Source organism: Streptomyces sp. NPDC088387 (genome assembly GCF_044753385.1).
GTDB lineage: Bacteria > Actinomycetota > Actinomycetes > Streptomycetales > Streptomycetaceae > Streptomyces.
In genome coordinates this window covers 431274-452953 of sequence record NZ_JBIVNC010000007.1, presented here as the reverse complement: position 1 = coordinate 452953, position 21680 = coordinate 431274, and the positions used below count along the sequence as shown (strand labels likewise).

Annotated in this window: 18 protein-coding genes; 4 read left to right on the top strand and 14 right to left on the bottom strand. The window is 72.7% G+C overall.

Features of this window, described 5'->3' with window-relative positions:
• Positions 1-31: 31 nt before the first annotated feature.
• On the bottom strand, positions 32-166 hold the full coding sequence (locus ACIQAC_RS21470; RefSeq protein ID WP_402193309.1) for a hypothetical protein: 135 nt from the start codon (positions 164-166) through the stop codon (positions 32-34).
• A gap of 201 nt (positions 167-367) precedes the next feature.
• Between ACIQAC_RS21470 and ACIQAC_RS21465 the strand changes: the two genes are divergently transcribed.
• Positions 368-1009 (top strand): class I SAM-dependent methyltransferase, encoded by a 642-nt coding sequence (locus tag ACIQAC_RS21465; protein ID WP_402193307.1) that lies wholly within the window; start codon positions 368-370, stop codon positions 1007-1009.
• A gap of 50 nt (positions 1010-1059) precedes the next feature.
• Here the strand turns inward: ACIQAC_RS21465 and ACIQAC_RS21460 are convergent, their stop codons facing one another.
• Positions 1060-1563 (bottom strand): DUF402 domain-containing protein, encoded by a 504-nt coding sequence (locus ACIQAC_RS21460; protein WP_402193306.1) that lies wholly within the window; start codon positions 1561-1563, stop codon positions 1060-1062.
• Positions 1544-2473 carry a GNAT family N-acetyltransferase gene (locus ACIQAC_RS21455; RefSeq protein WP_402193304.1) on the bottom strand — a complete coding sequence of 310 codons (930 nt, stop codon included), beginning with the start codon at positions 2471-2473 and terminating at the stop codon, positions 1544-1546. Before ACIQAC_RS21455 ends, ACIQAC_RS21460 begins: the two co-directional genes overlap by 20 nt.
• A 71-nt stretch (positions 2474-2544) precedes the next feature.
• Here ACIQAC_RS21455 and ACIQAC_RS21450 point away from each other — a divergent pair, with 71 nt between their 5' ends.
• Positions 2545-2913, top strand: coding sequence for a GntR family transcriptional regulator (locus tag ACIQAC_RS21450; protein WP_402193303.1), 369 nt, complete (start codon positions 2545-2547; stop codon positions 2911-2913).
• Between the two features lie 220 nt (positions 2914-3133).
• On the opposite strand, the gene ACIQAC_RS21445 is transcribed toward ACIQAC_RS21450, so the two are convergent.
• Entirely contained in the window at positions 3134-4228 is a 1095-nt protein-coding gene (locus ACIQAC_RS21445) for a DUF5925 domain-containing protein (protein WP_402193301.1), read from the bottom strand.
• Positions 4229-4304: 76 nt separating this feature from the next.
• On the opposite strand from ACIQAC_RS21445, the gene ACIQAC_RS21440 reads away from it, so the two are divergent.
• Positions 4305-5723, top strand: a complete 1419-nt coding sequence (locus tag ACIQAC_RS21440) for a xylan 1,4-beta-xylosidase (protein WP_402193299.1) — start codon at positions 4305-4307, stop codon at positions 5721-5723.
• Between the two features lie 93 nt (positions 5724-5816).
• Here ACIQAC_RS21440 and ACIQAC_RS21435 read toward each other — a convergent pair whose 3' ends face one another.
• The 7 genes from ACIQAC_RS21435 to ACIQAC_RS21405 form a co-directional block, all read right to left on the bottom strand.
• Complete coding sequence (locus ACIQAC_RS21435) at positions 5817-9512, bottom strand: lipopolysaccharide biosynthesis protein (RefSeq protein ID WP_402193298.1); 3696 nt, start codon at positions 9510-9512, stop codon at positions 5817-5819.
• Complete coding sequence (locus ACIQAC_RS21430; protein WP_402193296.1) at positions 9505-10305, bottom strand: polysaccharide deacetylase family protein; 801 nt, start codon at positions 10303-10305, stop codon at positions 9505-9507. The genes ACIQAC_RS21435 and ACIQAC_RS21430 overlap by 8 nt, the downstream gene beginning before the upstream one ends.
• On the bottom strand, positions 10298-11290 hold the full coding sequence (locus ACIQAC_RS21425; protein WP_402193294.1) for a glycosyltransferase: 993 nt from the start codon (positions 11288-11290) through the stop codon (positions 10298-10300). The genes ACIQAC_RS21430 and ACIQAC_RS21425 overlap by 8 nt, the downstream gene beginning before the upstream one ends.
• The gene (locus ACIQAC_RS21420) at positions 11287-12108 is read right to left on the bottom strand and encodes a glycosyltransferase family 2 protein (protein WP_402193292.1); all 822 of its coding nucleotides are present in this window, start codon (positions 12106-12108) and stop codon (positions 11287-11289) included. The genes ACIQAC_RS21425 and ACIQAC_RS21420 overlap by 4 nt, the downstream gene beginning before the upstream one ends.
• A 350-nt stretch (positions 12109-12458) precedes the next feature.
• Positions 12459-13550: a GNAT family N-acetyltransferase gene (locus ACIQAC_RS21415; RefSeq protein WP_402193291.1), complete on the bottom strand. Its 1092-nt coding sequence runs from the start codon at positions 13548-13550 to the stop codon at positions 12459-12461.
• Position 13551: 1 nt separating this feature from the next.
• Entirely contained in the window at positions 13552-13986 is a 435-nt protein-coding gene (locus ACIQAC_RS21410) for a hypothetical protein (RefSeq protein ID WP_402193289.1), read from the bottom strand.
• A gap of 188 nt (positions 13987-14174) precedes the next feature.
• Positions 14175-15383, bottom strand: a complete 1209-nt coding sequence (locus ACIQAC_RS21405) for a S8 family peptidase (protein WP_402193287.1) — start codon at positions 15381-15383, stop codon at positions 14175-14177.
• Between the two features lie 318 nt (positions 15384-15701).
• On the opposite strand from ACIQAC_RS21405, the gene ACIQAC_RS21400 reads away from it, so the two are divergent.
• Positions 15702-16508 carry an SGNH/GDSL hydrolase family protein gene (locus ACIQAC_RS21400; RefSeq protein ID WP_402193286.1) on the top strand — a complete coding sequence of 269 codons (807 nt, stop codon included), beginning with the start codon at positions 15702-15704 and terminating at the stop codon, positions 16506-16508.
• 33 nt (positions 16509-16541) lie between these two features.
• Here ACIQAC_RS21400 and ACIQAC_RS21395 read toward each other — a convergent pair whose 3' ends face one another.
• From ACIQAC_RS21395 to ACIQAC_RS21385, 3 genes are read right to left on the bottom strand one after another with little or no spacing between them, the layout of a single operon-like run.
• Positions 16542-18170 carry a serine/threonine-protein kinase gene (locus tag ACIQAC_RS21395; RefSeq protein WP_402193285.1) on the bottom strand — a complete coding sequence of 543 codons (1629 nt, stop codon included), beginning with the start codon at positions 18168-18170 and terminating at the stop codon, positions 16542-16544.
• Positions 18171-18230: 60 nt separating this feature from the next.
• Entirely contained in the window at positions 18231-20015 is a 1785-nt protein-coding gene (locus ACIQAC_RS21390) for a nickel transporter (protein WP_402193284.1), read from the bottom strand.
• Entirely contained in the window at positions 20012-21571 is a 1560-nt protein-coding gene (locus tag ACIQAC_RS21385; RefSeq protein WP_402193282.1) for a tetratricopeptide repeat protein, read from the bottom strand. Before ACIQAC_RS21385 ends, ACIQAC_RS21390 begins: the two co-directional genes overlap by 4 nt.
• Between the last annotated feature and the right edge of the window lie 109 nt (positions 21572-21680).

Here is a 21680-nt window from a genome sequence, read left to right as displayed (position 1 = left end):
CTCCGGGCCGACGCGCGCCGGCCGGCCCCGGTCAGCCGTCCGGCCACCAGGTGCGGGCGATGTCCTTGCGCACCTCGGGGCGTCCGGCGGGGCGCTCGTCGCGCTCCTCACGGACCCGGCGGGCATCCGACTTCTTCAGGGGCTTCTGCACGGTTGCTCGGCGCATGGCTGCCTCCTTCAGTGCCTACCGTCTTCCGCGCTCTCACGGAGGTAGACCCTTGCGGGGAGAGTTCCTCATCGGTGCCCGTCTGTCAGTGGCGGACGTCACGATTCGACCGCTCGCCAAGCGCGCCACGACTGTCTTTCGAGTCACACGGCCCACGAGTGGCAGGAGTTGATTGTCAGTGGTGGCTGTCACTCTGGGTGCATGACGAACAACGGTGACGGTACGAAGGTGACGGGGCCGGGGGCGGGGCCGGTGTCCGGCGGGGTCGACTGGGACGCCGAGGCCCCCGGTTTCGACGAGGAGCCCGACCACGGGCTGCGCGACCCCGAGGTGCGCGCCGCCTGGGCGGCCCGCCTGCGCTCCTGGCTGCCCGACCGCCCGGGCGACCTCCTCGACCTGGGCTGCGGCACGGGGAGCCTCTCGCTCCTCGCCGCCGAGCAGGGACACCGGGTCACCGGCGTCGACCTCTCCCCGGCCATGGTCGGGGAGGCGCGGGCGAAGCTCGCGGGCCGTGACGCCGCGTTCCTGATCGGTGACGCGGCGGCACCGCCGGTCGGCGAGGAGCGCTACGACGTGGTGCTCGTCCGCCATGTCCTGTGGACCCTGCCCGACCCCGCCCGTGTGCTGCGGCACTGGCGGGGACTGCTCCGGCCCGGCGGCAGACTGGTGCTGGTCGAGGGCGTGTGGGGCACGGTCACGCCCGTGGGCATACGGGCCGACCACCTCACCGCCCTCCTGGCACCGGTCGCGCGGGAACTGCGGAAGGAGTCCCTGACGGAGGACCCGGCGCTGTGGGGGAGGGAGGTGCGGGACGAGCGGTACGCGGTGGTGGCGCTGATGTGACCCGAAGGCACCCGCGCCGCCGGGCACCCCGGGTCCGGCCCACCGGCGACCTATGCCAGCAGCGCCTCGAAGGTGCCGGCGTGGGCCAGTCCCTCCAGCTCGTCCAGTGCCGCCACGGCCGCCGCCGCTGCCCGCGGATCCCGGTCCGCCAGTCCGCTCTCCTCGAACTCGTCCTCGTCCAGGCGCAGTACGTCCGTGCCGTCCGCGGAGCGCCACAGGTCCAGGTCGAGATCCTCCACGACCAGTTCGCCGCCGGTCAGCTCGGCAGGGCGGGTGATGTCGCAGTACCAGCCCTTGAGCCCGCCCCGGGCGTCACGGACCTCCTTCACCGCGTACCAGCGGTCGCGCCAGTAGTACTCGGTGAAGACGTCGCCCGGCTCGAACCGCACAAAGCCGAAGTCGCGTACCTTCTCGCCCGCCCAGGCCGCGCGCACCGCGAGGCGCACACCGTCGTCCTGGACCAGTTCGGCCGGGTAACGGATCTTCGTCCGGCCGCCCTTGACGAGGACGACGTGCACCGGGCGTGCCGCCGGGTCAGAGGAGTGTGCGGGCATGGCGGACCTCCGTCGCGCAGATCTCGTATCCGAACCACTTGTTGATCGCGAGCATCGGGCCGTTCCCGGTGTCGTTGCCGGTGAAGGCCTCGGTGAATCCCGCGGCGCGGGCCCGGTGCAGCGAGTCGTTCTTGGCCAGCTTGGCCAGGCCGCGGCCGCGGAAGGCGCGGGCGCTGCCGGTCATGGCGGAGCCGTAGGAGGTACGGCCGTCGGTGTTGGCCGCGCTGAACGCGGCCGGTACGCCGTCGACGAGCGCGACCGACGTCAGGGCGTGGTCCAGCAGCGGGTGGTGCCACGTGGAGTCGAGCCAGGCGTCGTAGTCGTCGAACTCGGTGCCGATGTCGCTCGGTTCGTCGAGGGTGGCCTCCGCGTCCAGGGCGAACAGCGGGCGGGGGTCGTCCGCGAAGTCGGCGCCGGTGCGCAGTTCGACACCGGGCGGTGGTGTCGCGAGTGGCGGGAGTGCGGCGGTGGTCAGGTCCAGGCGCAGGAAGTGGGCGGAGCGGCTCGCGCGGTAGCCGTGGCGTTCCGCGAAGGCGCGGTCGGCGGGCCGGTCCACGACCCAGACGAACACCCGGGTCGCCCCGTGCTCGGCCAGTTGCTCCTCGGCCGTGCGGACCAGCAGGGAGCCGGCGCCGTGGCCGGTGCGGTCGGGGCGTACGTAGACGTTGAGGTAGCCCTGGCCGGGCTCCGGGCTGTCCACGGACAGGCCCGTCTCCGCCGTGCCGACGATCTCGCCGTCCACCTCCGCGACGAGCAGCCGCGCGTGCGCGTCCGCGCGGGCGTGCGTCAGCTTGTGGAGCACCGACTCCGGGGTGGACAGCAGGAACGGCACGGCGAGGCGGCGCACCGCGTGGAAGGCCTCGGCGTCGGCACGGACCTCGGGGCGGAGGTGGCGCACGATCACGGTCATGTCGGCGCACGCTACGCGGACCGTGCGCCGGACGCCTCCGGTTTTTCGCGGGTTGCGGGACAATCGACTCCGTGACCTTGAAGATCCGGATCGATGACGGCGCGCCGCCGTACGAGCAGGTGCGGGCGCAGATCTCCGAGCAGGCTCGGGCGGGGGTGCTGCCGGTGGGATACCGGTTGCCGACCGTGCGGGGGCTCGCCGAGACGCTGGGGCTCGCGGCGAACACCGTCGCCAAGGCGTACCGGGCGCTGGAGGGGGACGGGGTGATTGAGACGCGGGGGCGTAACGGCACGTTTGTCGCTGCCGCGGGCTCTGCGGCCGAGCGGGAACTGGCGTCGGCCGCGCAGGCATACGGGCAACGAGCCCGACGCCTCGGGGTCGACGAGGCTGAAGCCCTCGCCGCGGTTCGAGATGCCCTTCGGGCGGCGTACACCGACTGAGGGCCCGCCCTTCGGGCGGGGGGCGTTGCGCAGCCCGGTGCGACGGGGTACCGCCGCGCCCACCCGTGCCGCCCTGCGGCACGCCTGCCCGCGGCGGCGGCGGTGGGTGGGTGGAAGGTGCGCGGCGGCGCGCTTTCAGTGGGTGCGAGCCGGGGGGGGGCTTTTAGGGGCGCGGGGAACTGCGCGACAAGCCCCCACCGAGCCGCACCCGTATGACTCGCTAGAGGTAGAGGCCCGCCTCGTTGGTGTCCCGGGGTTCCGGGACCGAGGTTGGGGATGTGCCGCGGCGCAGGGCGTACAGCTCGGCCAGGGTCGCGCCCTCTCGGCCGACACCCTCGTCCGTGCCGAGCCATCCCACCGCCTCCGCACGGGTCAGCGCCCCGACCTCGATCCGGGCGAGGCAACGCCCCGGGCGGACCACGGCCGGGTGCAGCCGCTCAAGGTCCTCGTTCGTGGTGACGCCCACCAGCACGTTGCGGCCCTGCCCGAGCAACCCGTCCGTGAGGTTCAGCAACCGCGACAACGCCTGCCCCGCCGTGTGCTTCGCCTCACCGCGGATCAGCTCGTCGCAGTCCTCCAGAAGCAGCAGCCGCCAGCGCCCCTTCCCCGCGGAGTCCTCCTCGCCGATCGCGATGTCCATCAGATAACCGACGTCGGAGAAGAGCCGCTCCGGATCCAGGACGCAGTCCACCTGGCACCAGTCCCGCCACGACCGCGCCAGCGTCCGCAGCGCCGACGTCTTCCCGGTGCCCGGAGGTCCGTGCAGCAGCAGGAGCCGCCCCGCGATGTCCTCCGGCGTCGTCTTCATCAGCTGGTCCATCGCGTCCGCCACCGGCGCGGTGTAGTTGGGCCGCACCTCCTCCCACGTACCGGCGGAGATCTGCCGGGTGGTGCGGTGCGGACCGCGTCTGGGGGAGACGTACCAGAAACCCATCGTCACGTTCTCCGGCTGCGGCTCGGGCTCGTCGGCCGCGCCGTCCGTCGCCTCGTCCAGAACCTTCGTGGCGAGTTCGGCGGTGGTCGCCGTGACCGTCACGTCGGCACCACGGTTCCAGCGCGAGATCAGCAGTGTCCAGCCGTCGCCCTCGGCGAGAGTGGCGCTGCGGTCGTCGTCGCGGGCCACCCGCAGCACACGGGCACCCTGCGGCAGCAGGGTCGCGCCGGACCGTACGCGGTCGATGTTCGCCGCGTGCGAGTACGGCTGCTCGCCCGTCGCGAAACGGCCGAGGAACAGCGCGTCGACGACATCGGACGGCGAGTCGGAGTCGTCGACGTTGAGCCGGATCGGCAGGGCTTCGTGCGGAAGTGCGGACATGCCGCCATGATCCGGCACGAGCGGCCCGCGTGCACGCGGTTTCCTCCCTGTGGTCACCCGGTTACTGTTGCCCTCAATGGGACGTCATGAGTGGAATTCGGGGGCCCGGCGGTGGCGCCTCACCGCGCTGCTCGGCGTCGGCGCGGCCGCGATCGCCCTTCTCCTCACCCTGCTGAACACCCTTCCCGGCGACGGCGGGTCGACCGCCGGCACCACCCCCGACGGCGACAAGGTGCACGGCACACCCCTGCGCCCCACGGAGACCGGGCCGAACGTCGGCTGGGGCTTCACCCACACCCAGTTCAGCGCCGACGAGGGCTCCGCCGCGGCCGTGTCCCGGGTCGAGAAGCGCCTCGACGCCGGCGGGCTGCCGCAGAACCAGCACATCATGGGCTGGGGCGCCGACAACCCGGAACCGGTGAAGGGCCGTTACGACTTCGAGGCGCTGGACCGCCGGATCGACTTCGCCCGCGCCACCACCTCCACCCCCGTCGTCACCCTGTGCTGCGCGCCGGACTGGATGAAGGGCGGGAAATCCGGCGCGGACAGCACCGACTGGAGCCAGGCCGCCCTGGAGACCGCCCCGGACCCGGAGCACTACGCCGACTTCGCCGCGCTCGCCGCGACCGTCGCCAGGCGCTACCCCGACGTACGCCACTTCATCGTCTGGAACGAGTTCAAGGGTTTCTGGAACGACGCCGACGGCCGCTGGGACTACGAGGGTTACACCGAGCTGTACAACCTGGTCTACAAGGCGCTCAAGAAGGTCGACCCGGACATCATGGTCGGCGGCCCGTACCTGGTGATGGACAGCGTCGACCCGCGCCAGAAGGATCTCGCGTCCACTGAGGTCAAGGGCGCGTGGGGCGCGGTGGACCGGCGCGTCCTCGACGCCTTCGACTACTGGAACGAGCACAAGGCGGGCGCCGACTTCGTGGTCGTCGACGGCTCCAGCTACACCCGGGACGACGACCTGCTGCCCGACGAGTTCGCCGCCACCGACAAGTTCACCGCGGTCGGCGCGTGGGTGCGCGGGCGGACCGGGAAGCTGCCGCTGTGGTGGGCCGAGTACTACGTCGAACCCGCCGACGGCGACGACGACCGCGACGGCTGGACCGAGAACCGCCGGGTCGCCGTCCAGGCCGCGGGCCTGATCGCCATGGTGAAGGGCGGCGCCACGTCCGGCTTCTACTGGAACCCGGAGAAGGAGAACGGCCCCGACTGCGCCGGCTGCCTCTGGACCCCCACCGACACCGGCGACGGCGGCCGCGAACTGCCCATGTACGGCCTGGTCTCCCGCTTCGGCCACGCCTTCCCGCCCGGCACGGCCCTCCAGGACGTTCCCGTCGCGGCCGACGACCGGGCCGATGTACGCGTCCTCGCCACCGCCGGCACGGTCCTCGTCGTCAACACCCTGGACCGGGCGATCAGCGCACAGGTGGACGGCCGGCGGTTCGACATGAAGGCCTACGAGGTCCGGTGGCTCACCCGCTGAGCCCCCGCCGCCCCGCCGACCTGCCGCGCCACCACCCTGCCGACCCGCCGCGCCACCACCCCGCCGCCCCCACCACCGGACCTGTCGTGCCGCCTACTTCATGGTCAGGAACCGCTGGATCAGCGCCGCGAACAGCACCGCCAGCAGCGGCAGCGAGAACCAGAAGCTGCTCTGCAACCACCGCAGCTGCCGCACGCTCGGCCGCAGCGCCACCCGGACCACCTCACGTGCCGTGAGCAGCACGATCAGCGCGACCGCGGAGAGCCCCCCGACCAGCGACCACGGCGTCCAGGTCACCTGCGGCCCGATCGGCCCCGGATCCGCCGCGGGCACCGGACCGTCCGGCTGGTCGCGCAGCGCGTACATGGTCACGTCCGCGTTGACGAACGACTTCGTCAGCTCGGGCCGCCCGTCCAGGTGCCGCACCAGCCGCGACTCGTAGGAGACCGGGTAGCCGGCGTCCATCGTCAGATAGGTGACCTGACTGCGGTTGACCATGAGATACGAGTTCGGGCCCGCGTCCTTGAGCGCCTTGACCAGCCCCGACACCAGCACCGGGTCGGGCGGCGCGAGCGTGGGCACGTAGCTCACCTTCTCCATGTCCCGCGCGCCCCACGGCATCGCCGGCGTCACGTTGTCCACGGTGTCGTTGCTCAGCCACAGCAGCCGGACCGTCGGATCGTCGTGCGCGTACACGTACTCCATGGCGGCGACCTCGCCCGGCCGGATCCGCTCGAACGGCTCGTTGCCCCAGCGGGCCACCAGGAACCCGCCCATGAGGACCAGGCCGGCCAGCAGCGCGGCCATCGGCGCGAGGCTCACCCGGCTCCTGTCCCGTTCCCCGGCGGTGGCGCCGGTCCGCGGGAACAGGGCGAGGGCGGCGAGCAGGGCCGCGCCGGGCAGCGCGAACATAAAGACCCGCAGCGCCATCTCGCCGCCGTACGACTGCATGCCGAAGCCGAGGAACGGGACGAACGCGAGGACGAGCAGGGAACGTTCGCGGTACTTGTGCAAGCGGCGGCGCCACCAGCCCCAGCAGGCGAACGCCATCACGCCGCCGGCGAGCAGCACCCGGGCGTACAGCACCAGTTTGTGGGTGGAGCTGCCGCCCTCGATCCGGCCCGACACGGACGACGACACATTGCCGCCCAGGCCCCCTACCCCGCCGAACAGCTCGTCGAAGTGGCCGGACCAGTACGGCTCGGCCATAAAGCCGATCCAGGCCGCGACCATGACCGTGAACAGCACGGGCAGACCGCGCAGTTCGGACCTGCCGGCCAGGACGAGGACCGCGATCACCCCGAGCATCACGAACGGGGTGAGCTGGTGTGCCGGGACGGTCGCCGCGAACAGGCCGATCACCACCAGCAGCAGCACCGCGCGCTGCCGCCGGTCGGTCGGCTCCACCTCCGCCTCGCCCGGCCGCATCCGGGACCAGATGACGTGCGGGGCCCGGAACCACACCAGCAGCAGTGCCACGAACGCCAGATACAGCAGATACGTGAAGCCCTGCGGCGAGAAGTAGTCCTGGCCGACCCAGCCGCTGAGCACAAAGATCCAGATGCCGGTCCAGCGGGCCCGCCAGCTTGCCCGCAGGGAGCGGGCCAGCAGGAACATCGGGGCCAGGTAGAGCAGTTGGATCGTCAGCGGCCACCAGCGGATGACCTCGGTGAAGTCGTGGATCCCGCAGGCCTGCGCGACGAACGCGGCCACCGCGAAGAAGCCCGGCCAGCTCCACCGCGCGTCCAGGTCCGGTACCGCGGTACCGGTCCGGTCGATGTAGTCCAGGAACCCCAGATGCTGCCAGGCCGTCGCGAACCGCGGCTCGGTCTCGATCACCGCGGGCAGGGCGTGCAGCGACACGACGGTGGCGAGCAGCGTCACCAGCAGCAGCGCCCGGCGCTCGCGCGCGAGCCACAGCAGGGACGCGAACACCACGATCAGCAGGGCCGCGCCGACCAGCGTCGGCAGGGGCAGTACGGAGATCAGCCCGAGCCCGCCCATGTCGTCCAGATCGCGCTCGCCGAGCCGGGTGACAGGCACCCAGTACAGCAGGAGCGCGGCCACCAGCAGACAGCCGAGGAGCACGCCGGTCCGGGTGGGGAGGAGGGAGGCGCGGACGGGGGACGCGGGTTCGGGCCCTTCCACGGACTCCGATCCGGACGCTTCCACGGACTCCGGCTCGTCCTCCTCGGGCGGCTCGATGTGTGCCACCGGTATGCCGGTGGGGGGCGTGCCCGGACCTGGGCGTACGTCCGGCCGGCGTTCCACGTGGTCGAAGTCGACGTGGATACCGAGGGCCAGGGTGTCGTTGTCCAGCGCCCAGGCCGGGCCGCGTCGGCGCGGCCCGCCCGGGGCGGGGACCTCGCGCGCCCCCAGGCCGGCGAGGTCCCCGTCGGGCGCCGCGTCCACGGGGACGTCGGCGGCCGGGGTGGTACGGAGGATGCGGTAGAGCTTGGGCGCGGCGATCGCCACGATCACCGCGAGACTGCTGATCTCGGCGACACCGGCGCCGGTCAGCCCCATCCGCGGCAGCAGCAGCAGGGTGAGGCCGAGCACCAGCGCGCACAACAGGCCCTGCATCCAGGCGAGTCCGGCGGTCCGGCTCTGCGCCCGCAGGACCGCGAAGTACGTCTCCATCACGACCCGCAGCACCGCGCCGACCGCGAACCAGCGCAGCAGCGGGGTGGCCGCGTCCGCGTAACCCCCGCCGAAGACGCCGAGGATCCAGGGCGCGCCGAAGAACAGCACGGCGGCGACCGGCAGCATGATCCGGGCCATCCGCCGCAGCGCGGCCCGGGTGTTGGCGGCGAGCCGGGCCGGGTCGTGCGAGCCCTCGACGGTGAGCGAGGCGCCCATGTTGATGGCGAGCAGGTTGACCGTGCCCCCGATGGTGGTGGTGATGTAGAAGTACGCGTTGTCGGCGGAGCTGACCTGCGAGGCCACGATCACCGGTACGAGGTAGACGACGGCCAGGGAGAAGAGCGAGCCGGTGTAGTCGCCGGCGAGGAAGCGGCCGACCTCGCGCAGGGTCGGCGGTTTCGCCCGGTCCTGGGTGGCCTTCACATGCCGGGGCACCAGCCGCCGGAACACCAGCCAGCCCAGCGGCAGTACGGAGAACGCGATGGCCGCGACCCAGGACACGAACACCCCGGCGGTGGGGATCGCCGCCGCGAACGCGATCAGCAGCCCCAGCTTCACCGCCGAGAACACGGTGTTGCCGACCGGCACCCAGGGCGCGCTGCGCAGCCCCGTCAGCACCCCGTCCTGGAGGGTGAGCAGGTTCCAGGCGACGACCGCCACCACAAAACCGGCGGCGGGCAGCGGCCCGTGCAGAAAGCGGTACGACGGCCCCCACACGTCCAGCGTCAGCAGGAACACCCCCGCCGCCACCGCCACGATCAGTGAACTGCCCGTGTACGTACGGAAGATGAGGCGTCCGGTGGCGCGTCCGGCGATCGGGATGAAGCGGGCCAGCGCCCCGGTGAGCGTCACCGCGGTCAGTCCGGCGAGCAGCTTCATCGCGGCGATCGCGGCGGAGCCCTGCCCGACCGACGACTCGCTGTAGTGGCGGGCCGCGGCCAGCCAGAAACCGAGCCCGAGCACCGCGGAGATACCGGTGTTGAGCATCAGGGCGTAGGCGTTGCGGAACAACTGGCTGCCGCCGCCGGACCCGCGGCCCATGCCGGGCAGCCGCAGCCGGCGGGCGGGCCGGTCCGGCGTCCCGGTCCCGGGCGGCTCGGGCGTCCCGGGTGTGCTGGTCTCGGTGGCGGTGGTCGTGTCAGACACGGGAACGGAAGGCCTTCCGGCGGACCTGGCGGGCTCTGCGGACCACGGCGTACCCCTTGGTGAGGGCGCGGTCCCCGGCGAAGCCGCGGGCGATCGCGCGGCCCTGGAGCAGCCGCTCGAACTCCTCGGCGCCGGTGGAGCGCCGCACCGTCACCCGGTGCAGCGCGTACGGCCCCTGCCGGCGCTCGGCGAGCGCGTTGCCGACGGCGAGGGCCTGGGCGTACCCGGTGGCCCGCACCTCCTCGCGCACCCGGCGGCTGGAGTAGCCGTACGGGTAGGCGAACGACACGGGCGGGGCGCCGAGTTCGGCGGCGACGAGGTCGCGGCAGCGGGTCAGCTCGAAGCGCAGGGCGTCGTCGCCGAGCTGGTCGAGCTGCGGATGGGTGTGGCTGTGGCCGCCGATCTCCACGCCGGCGGCGGCCAGTTGGCGCACCTGCTCCCAGCCGAGCATGGTGTCGAGGCCGCCGCCGGTGTCGTGGCGGCCCCGGAGCCAGCCGGTGGAGACGAACAGGGTGGCGGTGAAGCCGTGCTCGGCGAGTACGGGGAGCGCGTGCCGGTGCACCCCCTCGTATCCGTCGTCGAAGGTGACCAGGACCGGCCGGGGCGGCAGCGGGCGCCCGGCCCGCCACCGCCCCGCGAGTTCGGCGGTGGTCAGCGGTGTCATGCCGGACGCGCCGACCATCCCCATCTGTTCGGCGAACGCCTCCGGCGTCACGGAGAGGGCGCGGGTGGCGTCGTTCGGTTCGCCCGCGACGGAGTGGTACATGAGCACCGGCACCCGTGCGTCATCCACGGGCACCGCCTCCGTCGATCGGCTCCGCCGTGAACGTGGTGCCGTTTCTGCGCGCCCGGACGGTGCCGAGGGCGTAGCCGCCGGCCGCCGTCAGTACTCCGGCGACGATCGCGCCCGCCCGTCCCGCGCCGCCCGGACGGGCCAGTACGGCGTCCCGCAGGCCGCGGGCCACCCCGGCGGGCAGCACGCGGGTGGTGTACCGGCGTTCCGACTCCAGCCCCTTGGCCGCGCCGACGCTCCGCGCGACCAGTGCCTTGGACAGGCCCTCGGCGTACACCCGGGTGCGGAAGTACGCGAAGTGCTCGCGGAGTTCCGGGACCCGGTGGTGGATGACCGCGCGGTCGTCGATCAGGAGCAGCGCGTCCGGCACCGCGCGGGTGAGCCGGATGCACAGTTCCGTCTCCTCGCAGCCCAGCGGGCGTTTGTCGCCGTCGCGGCCGATGCCGGTGGCGAATCCGCCCGCCGCGTCGAACGCCGTACGGCGGAAGGAGGCGTTGCCGCCCAGCACGTTGCGCACCCGGACGACCCCGCCCGGCAGGCCCCGGTAGGTGCAGCCCACCACCCAGTCGAACTCCTCCGGGAACCAGGCCGGCCGGCGGCCCGACGCCCAGACCGGCTCGGTGCGGCCGCCGACCGCCATGACCCGCGGATCGGCGTACTGCGCGGCGAAGTGGCGCAGCCAGTCGCGTTCGGCGACGGCGTCGTCGTCGAGGAAGGCGATCACCTCGCCGTGCGAGACGGCGATCCCGGTGTTGCGGCCGGCCGACAGCCCGCGCGGGCCCGCGTTGGCGAGCACCCGCACCTCCTCGTGCTCCTTGTACTCCCGCGTCAGCCGGTCGAGCAGCGGCCGGTTGTGGTCGACGACCAGGAGTGTCTCCCGTGCGGGGTGCGACTGGGCCCGTACCGAGGCGACCGCCGCGAGGATGTCCTCCCAGCGGTCCTCGGTGTAGACGCAGATCACGACGGAGATGCCGGGACCGCTCAAGACACCTCTCCCCGGACCGGGTCGAGCATCGGCGAGCGGTGCGGACGGCGGCGCAGGGCCCGCCGGTTGGAACGCTCCCGCAGGATCACCCGGAGCACCCGCAGCCCGTCGCGGACGGCCCGCAGATTGCTGGTGCCGTGGATGCGGAGGTACTCGTGGCTCGGTATCTCCTGCACCTTCAGGCCCGCCTTGACGACCCGGATGTTCATCAGGGTCTCGACCTCGAAGCCGGTGCAGTCGAGGTCGATCTTGTCCAGGCAGTGCCGCCAGAACGCGTTGTAGCCGTAGCAGAGGTCGGTGTACCGGGCGCCGAACTTGCCGTTGACGACCGCGCACAGCGCACGGTTGCCGAGTCTGCGGATGAACGTCATGTCGTCGGTGCCGCCGCCGTTGGCGAACCGCGAGCCCTTGGCGAAGTCGGCGCCCGACACCAGCGCGGAGACGTACGACACGATCTCGTTGCCGTCGGCGGAGCCGTCCGCGTCGACCATCACGATGATGTCGCCGGTGCAGGCCTGGAAGCCGGTGATCAGCGCGTCCCCCTTGCCCTTTCCGCGCTGTTCGACCACCCGCACGTCGGGCCGCAGCCCGCGGGCCACGTCGACGGTGTCGTCGGTGGAGTTGCCGTCGACGAGGATGACCTCGTGGATCCAGTCGGGCAGGGTCTTGAAGACGTACGGGAGATTCTCCGCCTCGTTCATCGCGGGAATCACGACGCTCACCGGTGGCGTGATGGCCAGGTGAGACGAGATCGGGCGGTATTTGCTCGCTTTCGCAGGCTCCTCACCCGTACTCGCCGGGTGCAGTACTGAACTCATGAGTCGGTCCCTCTCGTCCGGCGGACCGCCCGCCCCTGGGCGGCCCGGCTCTGTGTCCGGTTCGAAAGGGGGGTTTTCACCCTGGGCACAACGGAGTTGACCCTCCGTGCACGCCGGGTGAGCTGGCAAGAACCCGGAAACCGGAAATCGGCAGCCGGTCGCGCGGCTCGGCTCGGCCCCCCAAGGACGCCGAGCACGGCACCCCCCTGCCGCGCTCCCGCGCCGGGCACCACCCTGGCCCTGAGCCCTCCCCTGGAGCCGTTGGGTGATGGTCCGATGCGGGTGAGATGTACGACGGTATTTGCGGTTGAGTCTTTATGGAAGACCTGGAACGAAGTCCACCATTTTTGTTATTTTGACCGGATCTTTCCCATCTGTTTGAGCAGTCGGTCGGCGGGTTCGAACAGCTCCGGCCGGGACACCACGGCATTGCGCAGCGCCCGCACCGGGGCACGGCGTGCCCGGTGTCCCAGCGCGACCGGGTGACGGCGTGTCACCCACCCTTCGGACACGTGGAGTTCGCGTGTCTTCAGGGAGTCCTTGTACTCCTTCTGGCCCCGCCCGAGATCGAGGTACGCGATGCCCTCGGCGGCGGCCGCCTCGGCCATCCGCAGATGCAGCACCAGGCCCGGCGAGTACTTGGAGTACGCCGGGTCGTAGGCGGGGAACCAGCAGGCGAGCACCCGCTCGGTGCGCAGCCCGAAGTGGGCCGCGACGGGCCTGCCGCCCGCGTACAGCACCGACAGGATCCCGGCGAACTGCTCGGAGCGGGTGTGGAACAGCTGCTGCACCAGCCGTGTGATCCACTCGTGCGCGAACCGGTCGCTGCGGCCGGTCCTGCGGTACTGCGCGGACTTCCAGCCCATCAGCGTGTGCAGCGCGGCGGGGTCGCGCTCGTCGTGGACGTAGGTCACCTCGCCCGCGTCCCGGCCGAGCTTGCGCTCCTTGGCGAGGGTGGTCCTCGTGAACTTCGGTGCCTGCGCCCGCAGCCGGGCCAGATAGGCGTCGTAGCCCTGGTCGACGTCCATGACCGGGGACGGGAAGGTGCCGGAGGCCGCCGCCTCGAACGGCCGCTGGCCCGCCACCAGATGGTCGAACTCCCAGACGGAGAGCCCGCAGGCCCGCAGCAGTTCCTGGGCGTCCCAGGTGAACCCGGGCCCGTGCACCACACCCTGTGCGTCCGAGACGCCGAGCCCGACGGCCCGGCCGACGCCCGCCGCCGATCTCTGGAACGGGAAGTACGCGACGGGTTCGCCGCCCTCGCGGACCGCCGCGATCCGCACCCCCCGCCGGCACCGTCCGATCGCGAGCGCGAACTCCGGGGACAGGAACGGATTCGCCAGTTCCGGCGAGCCGTGCTGAGGGGCCTTGGCCTGCAACGCCGTCCAGGCCGCCCGGTCGGCGGCGCTGAACTCGCCCGGCCGGTACACGCTGATGTCCACGTCACGCGTCCCGTCTGCTCGCCCTACGGCCGCGCCGGCGGCCGGCCGGCACCAGCAGGAAGGTCAGGGAGCTGATCGCGGCCACGGCCACGATCCCGCCGGACGCCGACCAGTGGTGGGTGGCCAGCATGCCCTGCGCCACCAGCATGTTGACCACGACGGAACCCGCGGCCGAGGCGAGCAGCCGACCGAACGGGTCGAGCCCCCGCAGCGCGGCGGCGAAGGCACCGGCGGGCGCGACGAGCAGGAAGAACAGGGTGAACGGGCCGCGCAGCGGTGAGTCCGAGCCGAGCAGCGCGAGCACCGCGCCGGTCGCCCCGACCGCCGTGGCGGCGCCCGCGAGCAGCGCGGTCAGGTCCCTCCCCGGTCCCGACCGGGTCCGTTCGGCGCCCTCTGGTGCGTCTGTTGCGGTGTTCTTGGTGCCTAAGGTCTGCATTGGCGACTTTGCCCCCCGAAGCGCCGGATGCCGGGCTTCAATGTCGCGCAGCACTCAGCCGGCCGTCAAGATGCGGAAGCCGGTCACCACAAGGCGAAGCGGTTCCCCGGAGCGAACGAAGCGCTCCGGGGAACCGCCGGGTCACACGGGACTCACGGGAGTTGCGGGTGTCACGGGTGGTGCGGGTGTCACGGGACGATCTTCAGCAGCCGGTTCGGGGAGCCGGTGCCGGGGCTGGTGACCTTGTTGGGGGTCGAGCCGCCGGTCAGTGCCGTGGCCACCTGGGCCGGTGTCGCCGAGGTGTGGCCGGCGAGGTAGATCGCCGCGGCGCCCGCGACGTGCGGGGTCGCCATCGACGTACCGGAGATGGTGCTGGTGGCGGTGTCGCTGGTGTACCAGCCGGCCGTGATGCTGGAGCCGGGGGCGAAGATGTCGAGCACCGTGCCGTAGTTCGAGTAGCTGGCGCGCGCGTCGGTGTTGGTGGTGGCGCCGACCGTGATGGCCTCGGTGACCCGGGCGGGGGAGTACGAGGAGGCGTTGGCGTTGGAGTTGCCCGCCGCGATCGCGTAGGTCACGCCGGACGCGATGGAGTTGCGGACCGCGGTGTCCAGGGTGGTGGAGGCGCCGCCGCCGAGGGAGAGGTTGGCGACCGAGGGGCCCGAGTGGTTCTGGGTCACCCAGTCGACGCCCGCGATGACACCGGCGGTGGTGCCGGAGCCGTTGTTGTCGAGCACGCGCACGGCCACGATCCTCGCCTTCTTGGCGACGCCGTAGGTGGTGCCCGCGATCGTGGTGGCCACGTGGGTGCCGTGACCGTTGCCGTCGGCGGCGTTGGTGTCGCCGTCGACCGCGTCGTAGCCGTAGCTGGCCCGGCCGTTGATGTCCTGGTGGGTGATCCGCACACCGGTGTCGATGACGTACGCGGTCACGCCGCTGCCCGCGCTGTCCGGGTAGGTGTACGTGGTGGAGAGCGGAAGCGAGGTCTGGTCGACGCGGTCCAGGCCCCAGGGGGCGTTGGACTGCGTGACGTCGTTGACCTGCACGCGCTGGTTCTGCTCGACCGAGGCCACCGACGGGTCGGCCGCGAGTCTCTTCGCCTCGGTGGCGGAGAGGGTGGCGGTGTAGCCGTTGAGCGCCTTGGCGAACGTCTTCTTCACGGAGCCGCCGTACCCGTCGATCAGGGCCCTGCCCTTGCTCGACGAGGCCTTGAAGCCCGCGTCCTTCTTGAGTGTGACGATGTAGCTGTCCTTGACGGCGGTGGGGGAGCCGGCCGCCAGGACCCTGCCCTCGGCCGGAGCGGCCTGGGCGGGGAGGGTGGTCAGCCCGCCGACGAGGGCGGCGGTCGCCAGGCTGGTTATCGCGGCGAGCCGCACCTTGTTGCTACGCAGTTGTGCCATTACGAGGGAGTCCTCCTGTTGGCGGCGCGCGCCCGGGTGGGGCGGCGCGTCTGTGGGGGGTGCGCGCGTATTCGCACACACAAGCCTGGAACGTCGCGTTCCGCTCCGGGCCTGCGGTCCAGACTCGGCGATCTACCCGTGTTCGACAAGGGTGTTGAGGACCTGTCAACAGAAATGACATGGGCACGCAATCAATCATGCGATGAACACTCCCGCGAACTTGTGGAAATCACCCGAAAGTTTTGGCATGGACACTTCCATTCAACACGCGTAGTTGCTACCACAGTTGTGGCAGAGATCCTGCTAAAGGGAGGTTCCATGAGACGTTCCCGACTTGTCGTGATCCTGAGCTCGATCGTCCTCGCCGTCGGTTCCGCCCTCACCGGGGCCACCGTCGCGCAGGGCGCCGAGACCGCCGCCGCGACCGGCTACGTGGCCCTCGGCGACTCCTACTCCTCCGGTGTCGGCGCAGGCAGCTACATCAGCTCAAGCGGCGACTGCAAGCGCAGCACCAAGGCCCACCCCTACCTCTGGGCCGCCGCCAACTCACCCTCGTCGTTCAACTTCACGGCCTGCTCGGGCGCCCGAACGGATGAAGTTCTGGCGAGTCAGATGGGGCCGCTCGGCGCGAGCACCGGCCTCGTCTCCATCAGCATCGGCGGCAACGACGCCGGCTTCGCGGACGTCATGACGACGTGCGTGCTCGAATCGGACAGCTCCTGCGTCTCGCGCATCAACACCGCACGGGCGTACGTCAACTCCACGCTCCCCGGCAAGCTCGACACCGTGTACACGGCCATCCGCAACCGGGCCCCGTCCGCCCACGTCGTCGTCCTCGGCTACCCGCGCTTCTACCAGCTCGGCCAGTCCTGCCTCGGCCTCTCCGAGACCAAGCGCAAGGCCGTCAACGACGCCAGCGACCTGCTGAACAGCGCCATCGCCAAACGAGCCGCCAACCACGGCTTCACCTTCGGCGACGTCCGCACCACCTTCACCGGCCACGAGATCTGCTCGGGCAGCTCCTGGCTGCACAGCGTCAACTGGCTGAACATCGGCGAGTCGTACCACCCGACCGCGAACGGCCAGTCCGGCGGCTATCTGCCGGTGCTCAACAGCGCGGCCTGAGCAACACCGAGCAGTTCAGCGGCTCCACTGGTTCTAGTAGCTCGGTGTAAGTGAGGGGGAGGCCCCGCCGGTCGGGGTCTCCGTCACACAGGTCACCGAGAACGCCACCGGGTCGGACGTCGTCCGCACCGGATCACGGACCTCGACGCTGAGCTCGTTCTCGTACGTCCCGCTCTCGTCGTACGTCGTCACCACGACCTGCTTCTGCTGGGTCTTCGCGCCGCCCTCCGGGAACGACAACGTCTGCCAGCCCTGGTCGGTGACCTCGCCGTCGCGCGCCACCCACCGGTAGTCCACCTCGGCCGGCAGCCGGCCCACGGTGAACGTCGCCGTGAACGTCGGAGCATCCGCCTCCGCGGGCGGGCAGCTCCCGGAGTAGTCGGTGTGCGCCCCGGCCAGGTCGACGGTCACCGTCTGCGCCGGCGGTGGAGCGGACTCGCTCCGCGACTCCTCCGGCGTCGGCTCCTCGCCCCCGCCACCGCCCGGGGACTGCTCCTCCTCGTCGGTCGGCCCGGTCGAGACCCCCTGCGAGGAACTGGTGTTGCCGTTCCCCGCGTCCCCACCGCCGTCGTCCCCGTTCAGCAGCGCGTACGTCAGTCCCGCCACGGCCAGCGCCAGGGCGGCCACGCCCGCGATCAGCACCACGGCGGCCCGGCGGTTGCGGTCGGGCGGCGGATTCGTCGCGGCCGTGGTGACCGTGGGACCGGTCGGCGGGGGAGGCGAGGGGTTGGGCGGGGGAGACGAGGAGGTCACCGGCTGCCGCGCGGTGACCGGCAGCGGGGCGGCCATCGTGGGCGCGGTCGGCCCCGACCGCACCGGATCCGCCCTGGGGGTGCCGCCCGCACCGACCAGCCGCAGATCCCGTTCCGCCCGGTCGGCGGAGAGCCGCTCGGCCGGGTCCTTGCGCAGCAGGCCCTCGATCACCGGCGCCAGCGGCCCCGCGTTGCGCGGCTCCGGCAGCTCCTCGTCGACGATCGCCCGCAGTGTGTTGAGCGGCGTCGCCATACGGAACGGCGACACTCCCTCGACCGCCGCGTACAGCAGCACACCGAGCGACCACAGGTCCGACTCGGGCCCCGGCGTCCGGCCCAGCGCCCGCTCGGGCGCCAGGAACTCCGGCGAACCCACCACCTCGCCGGTCATGGTGAGCGCCGAACTGCCCTCGACCATCGCGATCCCGAAGTCGGTGAGCACCACCCGGCCGTCGTTCGACAGCAGTACGTTGGCCGGCTTCACATCGCGGTGCAACACCCCGACCTCGTGCGCGGCCCGCAGCGCGGACAGCACCTCGGCACCGATCTGCGCGGCCTGCGGCGGCGCCATCGGGCCCTCCGCCTCCAGGAGTTCGGCCAGCGAGACACCCCGGACCAGCTCCATCACGATCCACGGCCGGCCGTCCTCGGTGGCCACGTCGTACACCGTCACCACGTTCCGGTTCGCGACCCGCGCGGCCGCCCACGCCTCGCGCTCCAGGCGGGCGTACATCCGCTCCACCTCGGACGTCGCCAGTCCGGCCGGAGCGCGTACCTCCTTGACGGCCACCTCGCGGTGCAGCACCTCGTCGCGGGCCCGCCACACCGTTCCCATGCCGCCCTCGCCCAACGGGGAGAGCAACCGGTACCGGCCCGCGATCACCCGCTCGTTGCCCGGCTCCTCGGACACCGGCGTACCCCCATTCGCCCCCGCCAGTGATGCCACGCCTGATTTCTCCCCAAAAGTAGCTCAGCCCAGCGCGGATGCCGCCCCCTTGAACACCAATCCGAATCCCAGGACGACCACCACGGCGGCGGACAGCAGCGGAACGGTACGGCGGACCAGCGCGGTCGCCGGGTGCGCCGTCCAGCCCGGCCGCCGCTCCAGCACCCGTGCCGCACCGGCACCCAGCCGTACGACGGCGAAGCCGGCCGCGGTCAGGGTGAGCGCGAGCCCGGCCCCGTACGCCACCACGAGCAGCAGCCCGAACCAGGCCTTCCCCAGCGCCGCCGCGCCCACCAGCACCACGACAGCGGACGGACTGGGCACCAGCCCGCCCGCGAACCCGAGCAGGATCGTGCCGCGGACGGTGGGCGCCACGGGGTGCGAGTGGGTGACCCCACCGTGGGTGTGGACGTGCCCGGGGGAGGGGGTGTGGGAGGGGGCGTGGTCGTGCGAGTGGTGGTCGTGATGGTGCGGATGGTCGTGGTGGTGCCCGTGGTGCGGGTCGCGGTTGTGGTCGTGCTGCCGGGCATGCCCGTGATCGTGGGGGTCGTGGCCGCTTCCGTGCGAGTGCCCGTGCCCGTGCCCGTGCCCGTGCCCGTGGTCGTGGTCGTGGTCGTGCCCGTGCCTGTGCCGGTCGTCGGTGTGTCCGTGATGCCCCGTCCTCGGCGCCCCCGCGACTTCCGCCCCCGCGACCTCCGCCCCCGTGGCCGCCGCCCCCACCAGCGCCAACTCCCTCTTCGGGGCCGGTGCGGACACGGGCGACCGCGGCTGCTGCCGGGCCCGCCAGGCCCTCCGTACGAGGGTCAGGCCCGCCCAGGTCACCAGGGCGCCGCTCGCGATGCCCAGCCAGGCGATCACCGAGGGCGCCGCCGCCGAACCAGCGGTGACGAGCAGGCCGAGGGCGACCACGCCGAGGGTGTGGGTGACGGTGACCGAGGCCGCCAGCGGCAGTACGTCCCGCAGCCGGGCCCGGCCGCCGTGGGCCGCGGCGGTCGCGGCCATCAGGGTCTTGCCGTGGCCCGGCGCCAGCGCGTGCAGCGCGCCGAGCCCCACGGCGATCAGCAGCGCCAGGGCGGCGAAGCCGACGGTGAGGTCGTGACGGGCGACGAGCGAGTCCAGGGCCCGGGTCCAGCGGTCGGCGCCGCGCGGCAGCACGGAGGTCGCCGGGGCGTCGCTCTCCTCGTCGGCGAGGGCCGGTCCGCCGGGCCGCACCCGCAGGGACGCGGACCTGGTGTCGGCCGGGGAGGACAGCAACTCCTCCGGATAGCGGGTGAGTTCACCGGAGAGCGACTCCGTGGGCACGTCCGACTCCGTGAGGGTCGTACGGTCGCCCCGCGCGGTGATCTCCCGCCAGCCGGGGCCGGACGAGGTGCCCGCGCCGCGGAAGCCGACGGTCGCCGGCCGGTCCTCGGGGAGTGGGGCTGTCAGCCGGCACTCCACACGCAGGGTGTCCAGCCCGGCCTGCCCCGGGCGCACCCGCGCGGTGGCGGCGCCGGAGCGCAGCGCGACCGGGCGCCCGTCGACGGTGACCCGGCTGTCCCGCGCGGCCGTGGCGCACCGCCGCGCGGCCCAGTCCGTCAGCCCCCGCCGCTCCACCTCGGGCTTGGCCTGGGTCGCCGGGATCTCGGCGAGGTCCTCGACGTGCCGCACCCGCAGTTCGCCGGGCGCGGTGACGAGACCGTCGTAGCGGTTGACGGTGAAGTTGCCGAGAGGGTGCGCGCTCGCCGTGCCGGAAGGAAGCACGGCGAGCGCGCAGGCCGCGGTCAGGGCGGCCGTCAGGGAGGCGAACAGCCGCCTGCGGGACCTCACTTGGTGGCCTCCAGCGCCTTGCGGGCCGCCCGCGCGCCCAGCGGCGAGAAGCCGGGGTTCAGCTCCAGGGCCGCCGTCAGGGAGGTACGCGCGTCCCCGGTGCGGCCGGCCGCCTGCTCGATCACACCGCGGTGGTAGAGGAAGGCGGCGTTGTGATAACCCGTCGCGGTGGCCTCCCGGGCGTACCGCAGGGCTTCCCCGTCCCGGCCGTTGACGTGCAGGGCCCAGGCGAGGGCGTCCGCCGTGTGCACGGTGTGGCGGCGGGCGTACTCGGCGCGGGCGGCACGCAGCGCGGAGCCGGCGTCGCCGTGGTCGGCGGCGGCGAGCGCGGTGTCGAGGTCGGCGTTCATCCCGCCCGCGCGGGCGAGCGCCGTCCACGCGTCGACCAGGGCGTACTGGTCGGCCGCCCGGGCCCGGTCCCCGTCGTCGCCCCGCGCCTCGTACAGCTCGCCGAGCGCGACCAGTGGGCCCGGCAGCGGGGCGCGCGCGACGACGTCCTCGAGTCCGCGGATCGCCGCCCCGGTGTCTCCGCTCGCGGCCTGGGCCCGGGCGCGGCCCTCCAGCGCCGGAAGGTAGTCCTCGTCCGCGCCGAGGGCGCGGGCGTAGTGCGTGAGGGCGCCCTTGTGGTCGCCCTGGTTCCAGGCGAGTCGGCCCAACTCCGTTGCCACGTACGCCACATCGCCCGGTGCCGAGGCCGCTTCCAGGGCCCGCTCCAGTACCTCGCGGGCGGTGCGTACGTCGCCGCGCAGCTCGTGGACGTACGCGTACCGCGTGAAGACCGGGATGCCGGGGCGCCGGGTGTCGGCGGTGTCGGCGGCCTTCTCGGCGTCGGCGTAGCGGCCCAGTTCGACCAGGGCGTCGACGCGGGTGGCCAACGCCCGTTCGCTGTACGGGTTCTGCTTCAGCGCCCGGTCCGCGTAGGTGAGGGCGTCGGAGAAGTCGTGGCGGGCGGCGGCGAGTGCGGCCCGGCCGGCCAGGGCCTGGTCGTTGTTGCGGCGGAGTTCGAGGGAGCGGTCCAGCGCCTTGGCCGCCTGTGGATAGCGCGAGGGGTCGCCCTGGACCCGGGCCTGCTCGACGTACGCGAGACCGAGCGTCGCCCACGCGGTGAAGTCCCTCGGCTGGGCGCGCAGATGGGCCTGGAGCGAGCTGACGGTGCCGCCGAGGTCGGCGCCGGCGAGTACCGCGGGGGAGACCGGGCCGGGTGCCGCCGCGACGGCGGTGGTGTCGTCACGGACGTTGCCGACGGCGATCGCCCCGGCCGTCAGCGCGATCGCGAGCAGTGCGGTGCATCCGGTGAGCCGGGCGGCCCGCCAGCGCCGCCCCGCGGCCGCGGCCCGGCGCAGGGCGGCGACCCGCTCGTCCACCGGAGCTCCCTCTCCGGCCTCGCCCGGCACGGAGCCCGCCATCGGCACGGAGTCCGCTTCCGGCGCCTCGTCCGGCCCGGCGCCCGCGTCCGGCGCCGCGTCCCGCACCAGTGAGAGCCGTCGCTTCACCGTCGTACCCTCGGCGTCGCTCTGGCGCGGCTCCGGCTCGCTGTCGTTCGTACCCGCGGGCATGCCCTCTCCTCAGGTGCCTCGTGCGTGTGTCGCTGTGCGCCCCGACGGGGCTCTGTGCGGGGGGAGTCGAGCGGCGCGGCCCGTCGCCGTGGGGTGGGAGGGAACGGGC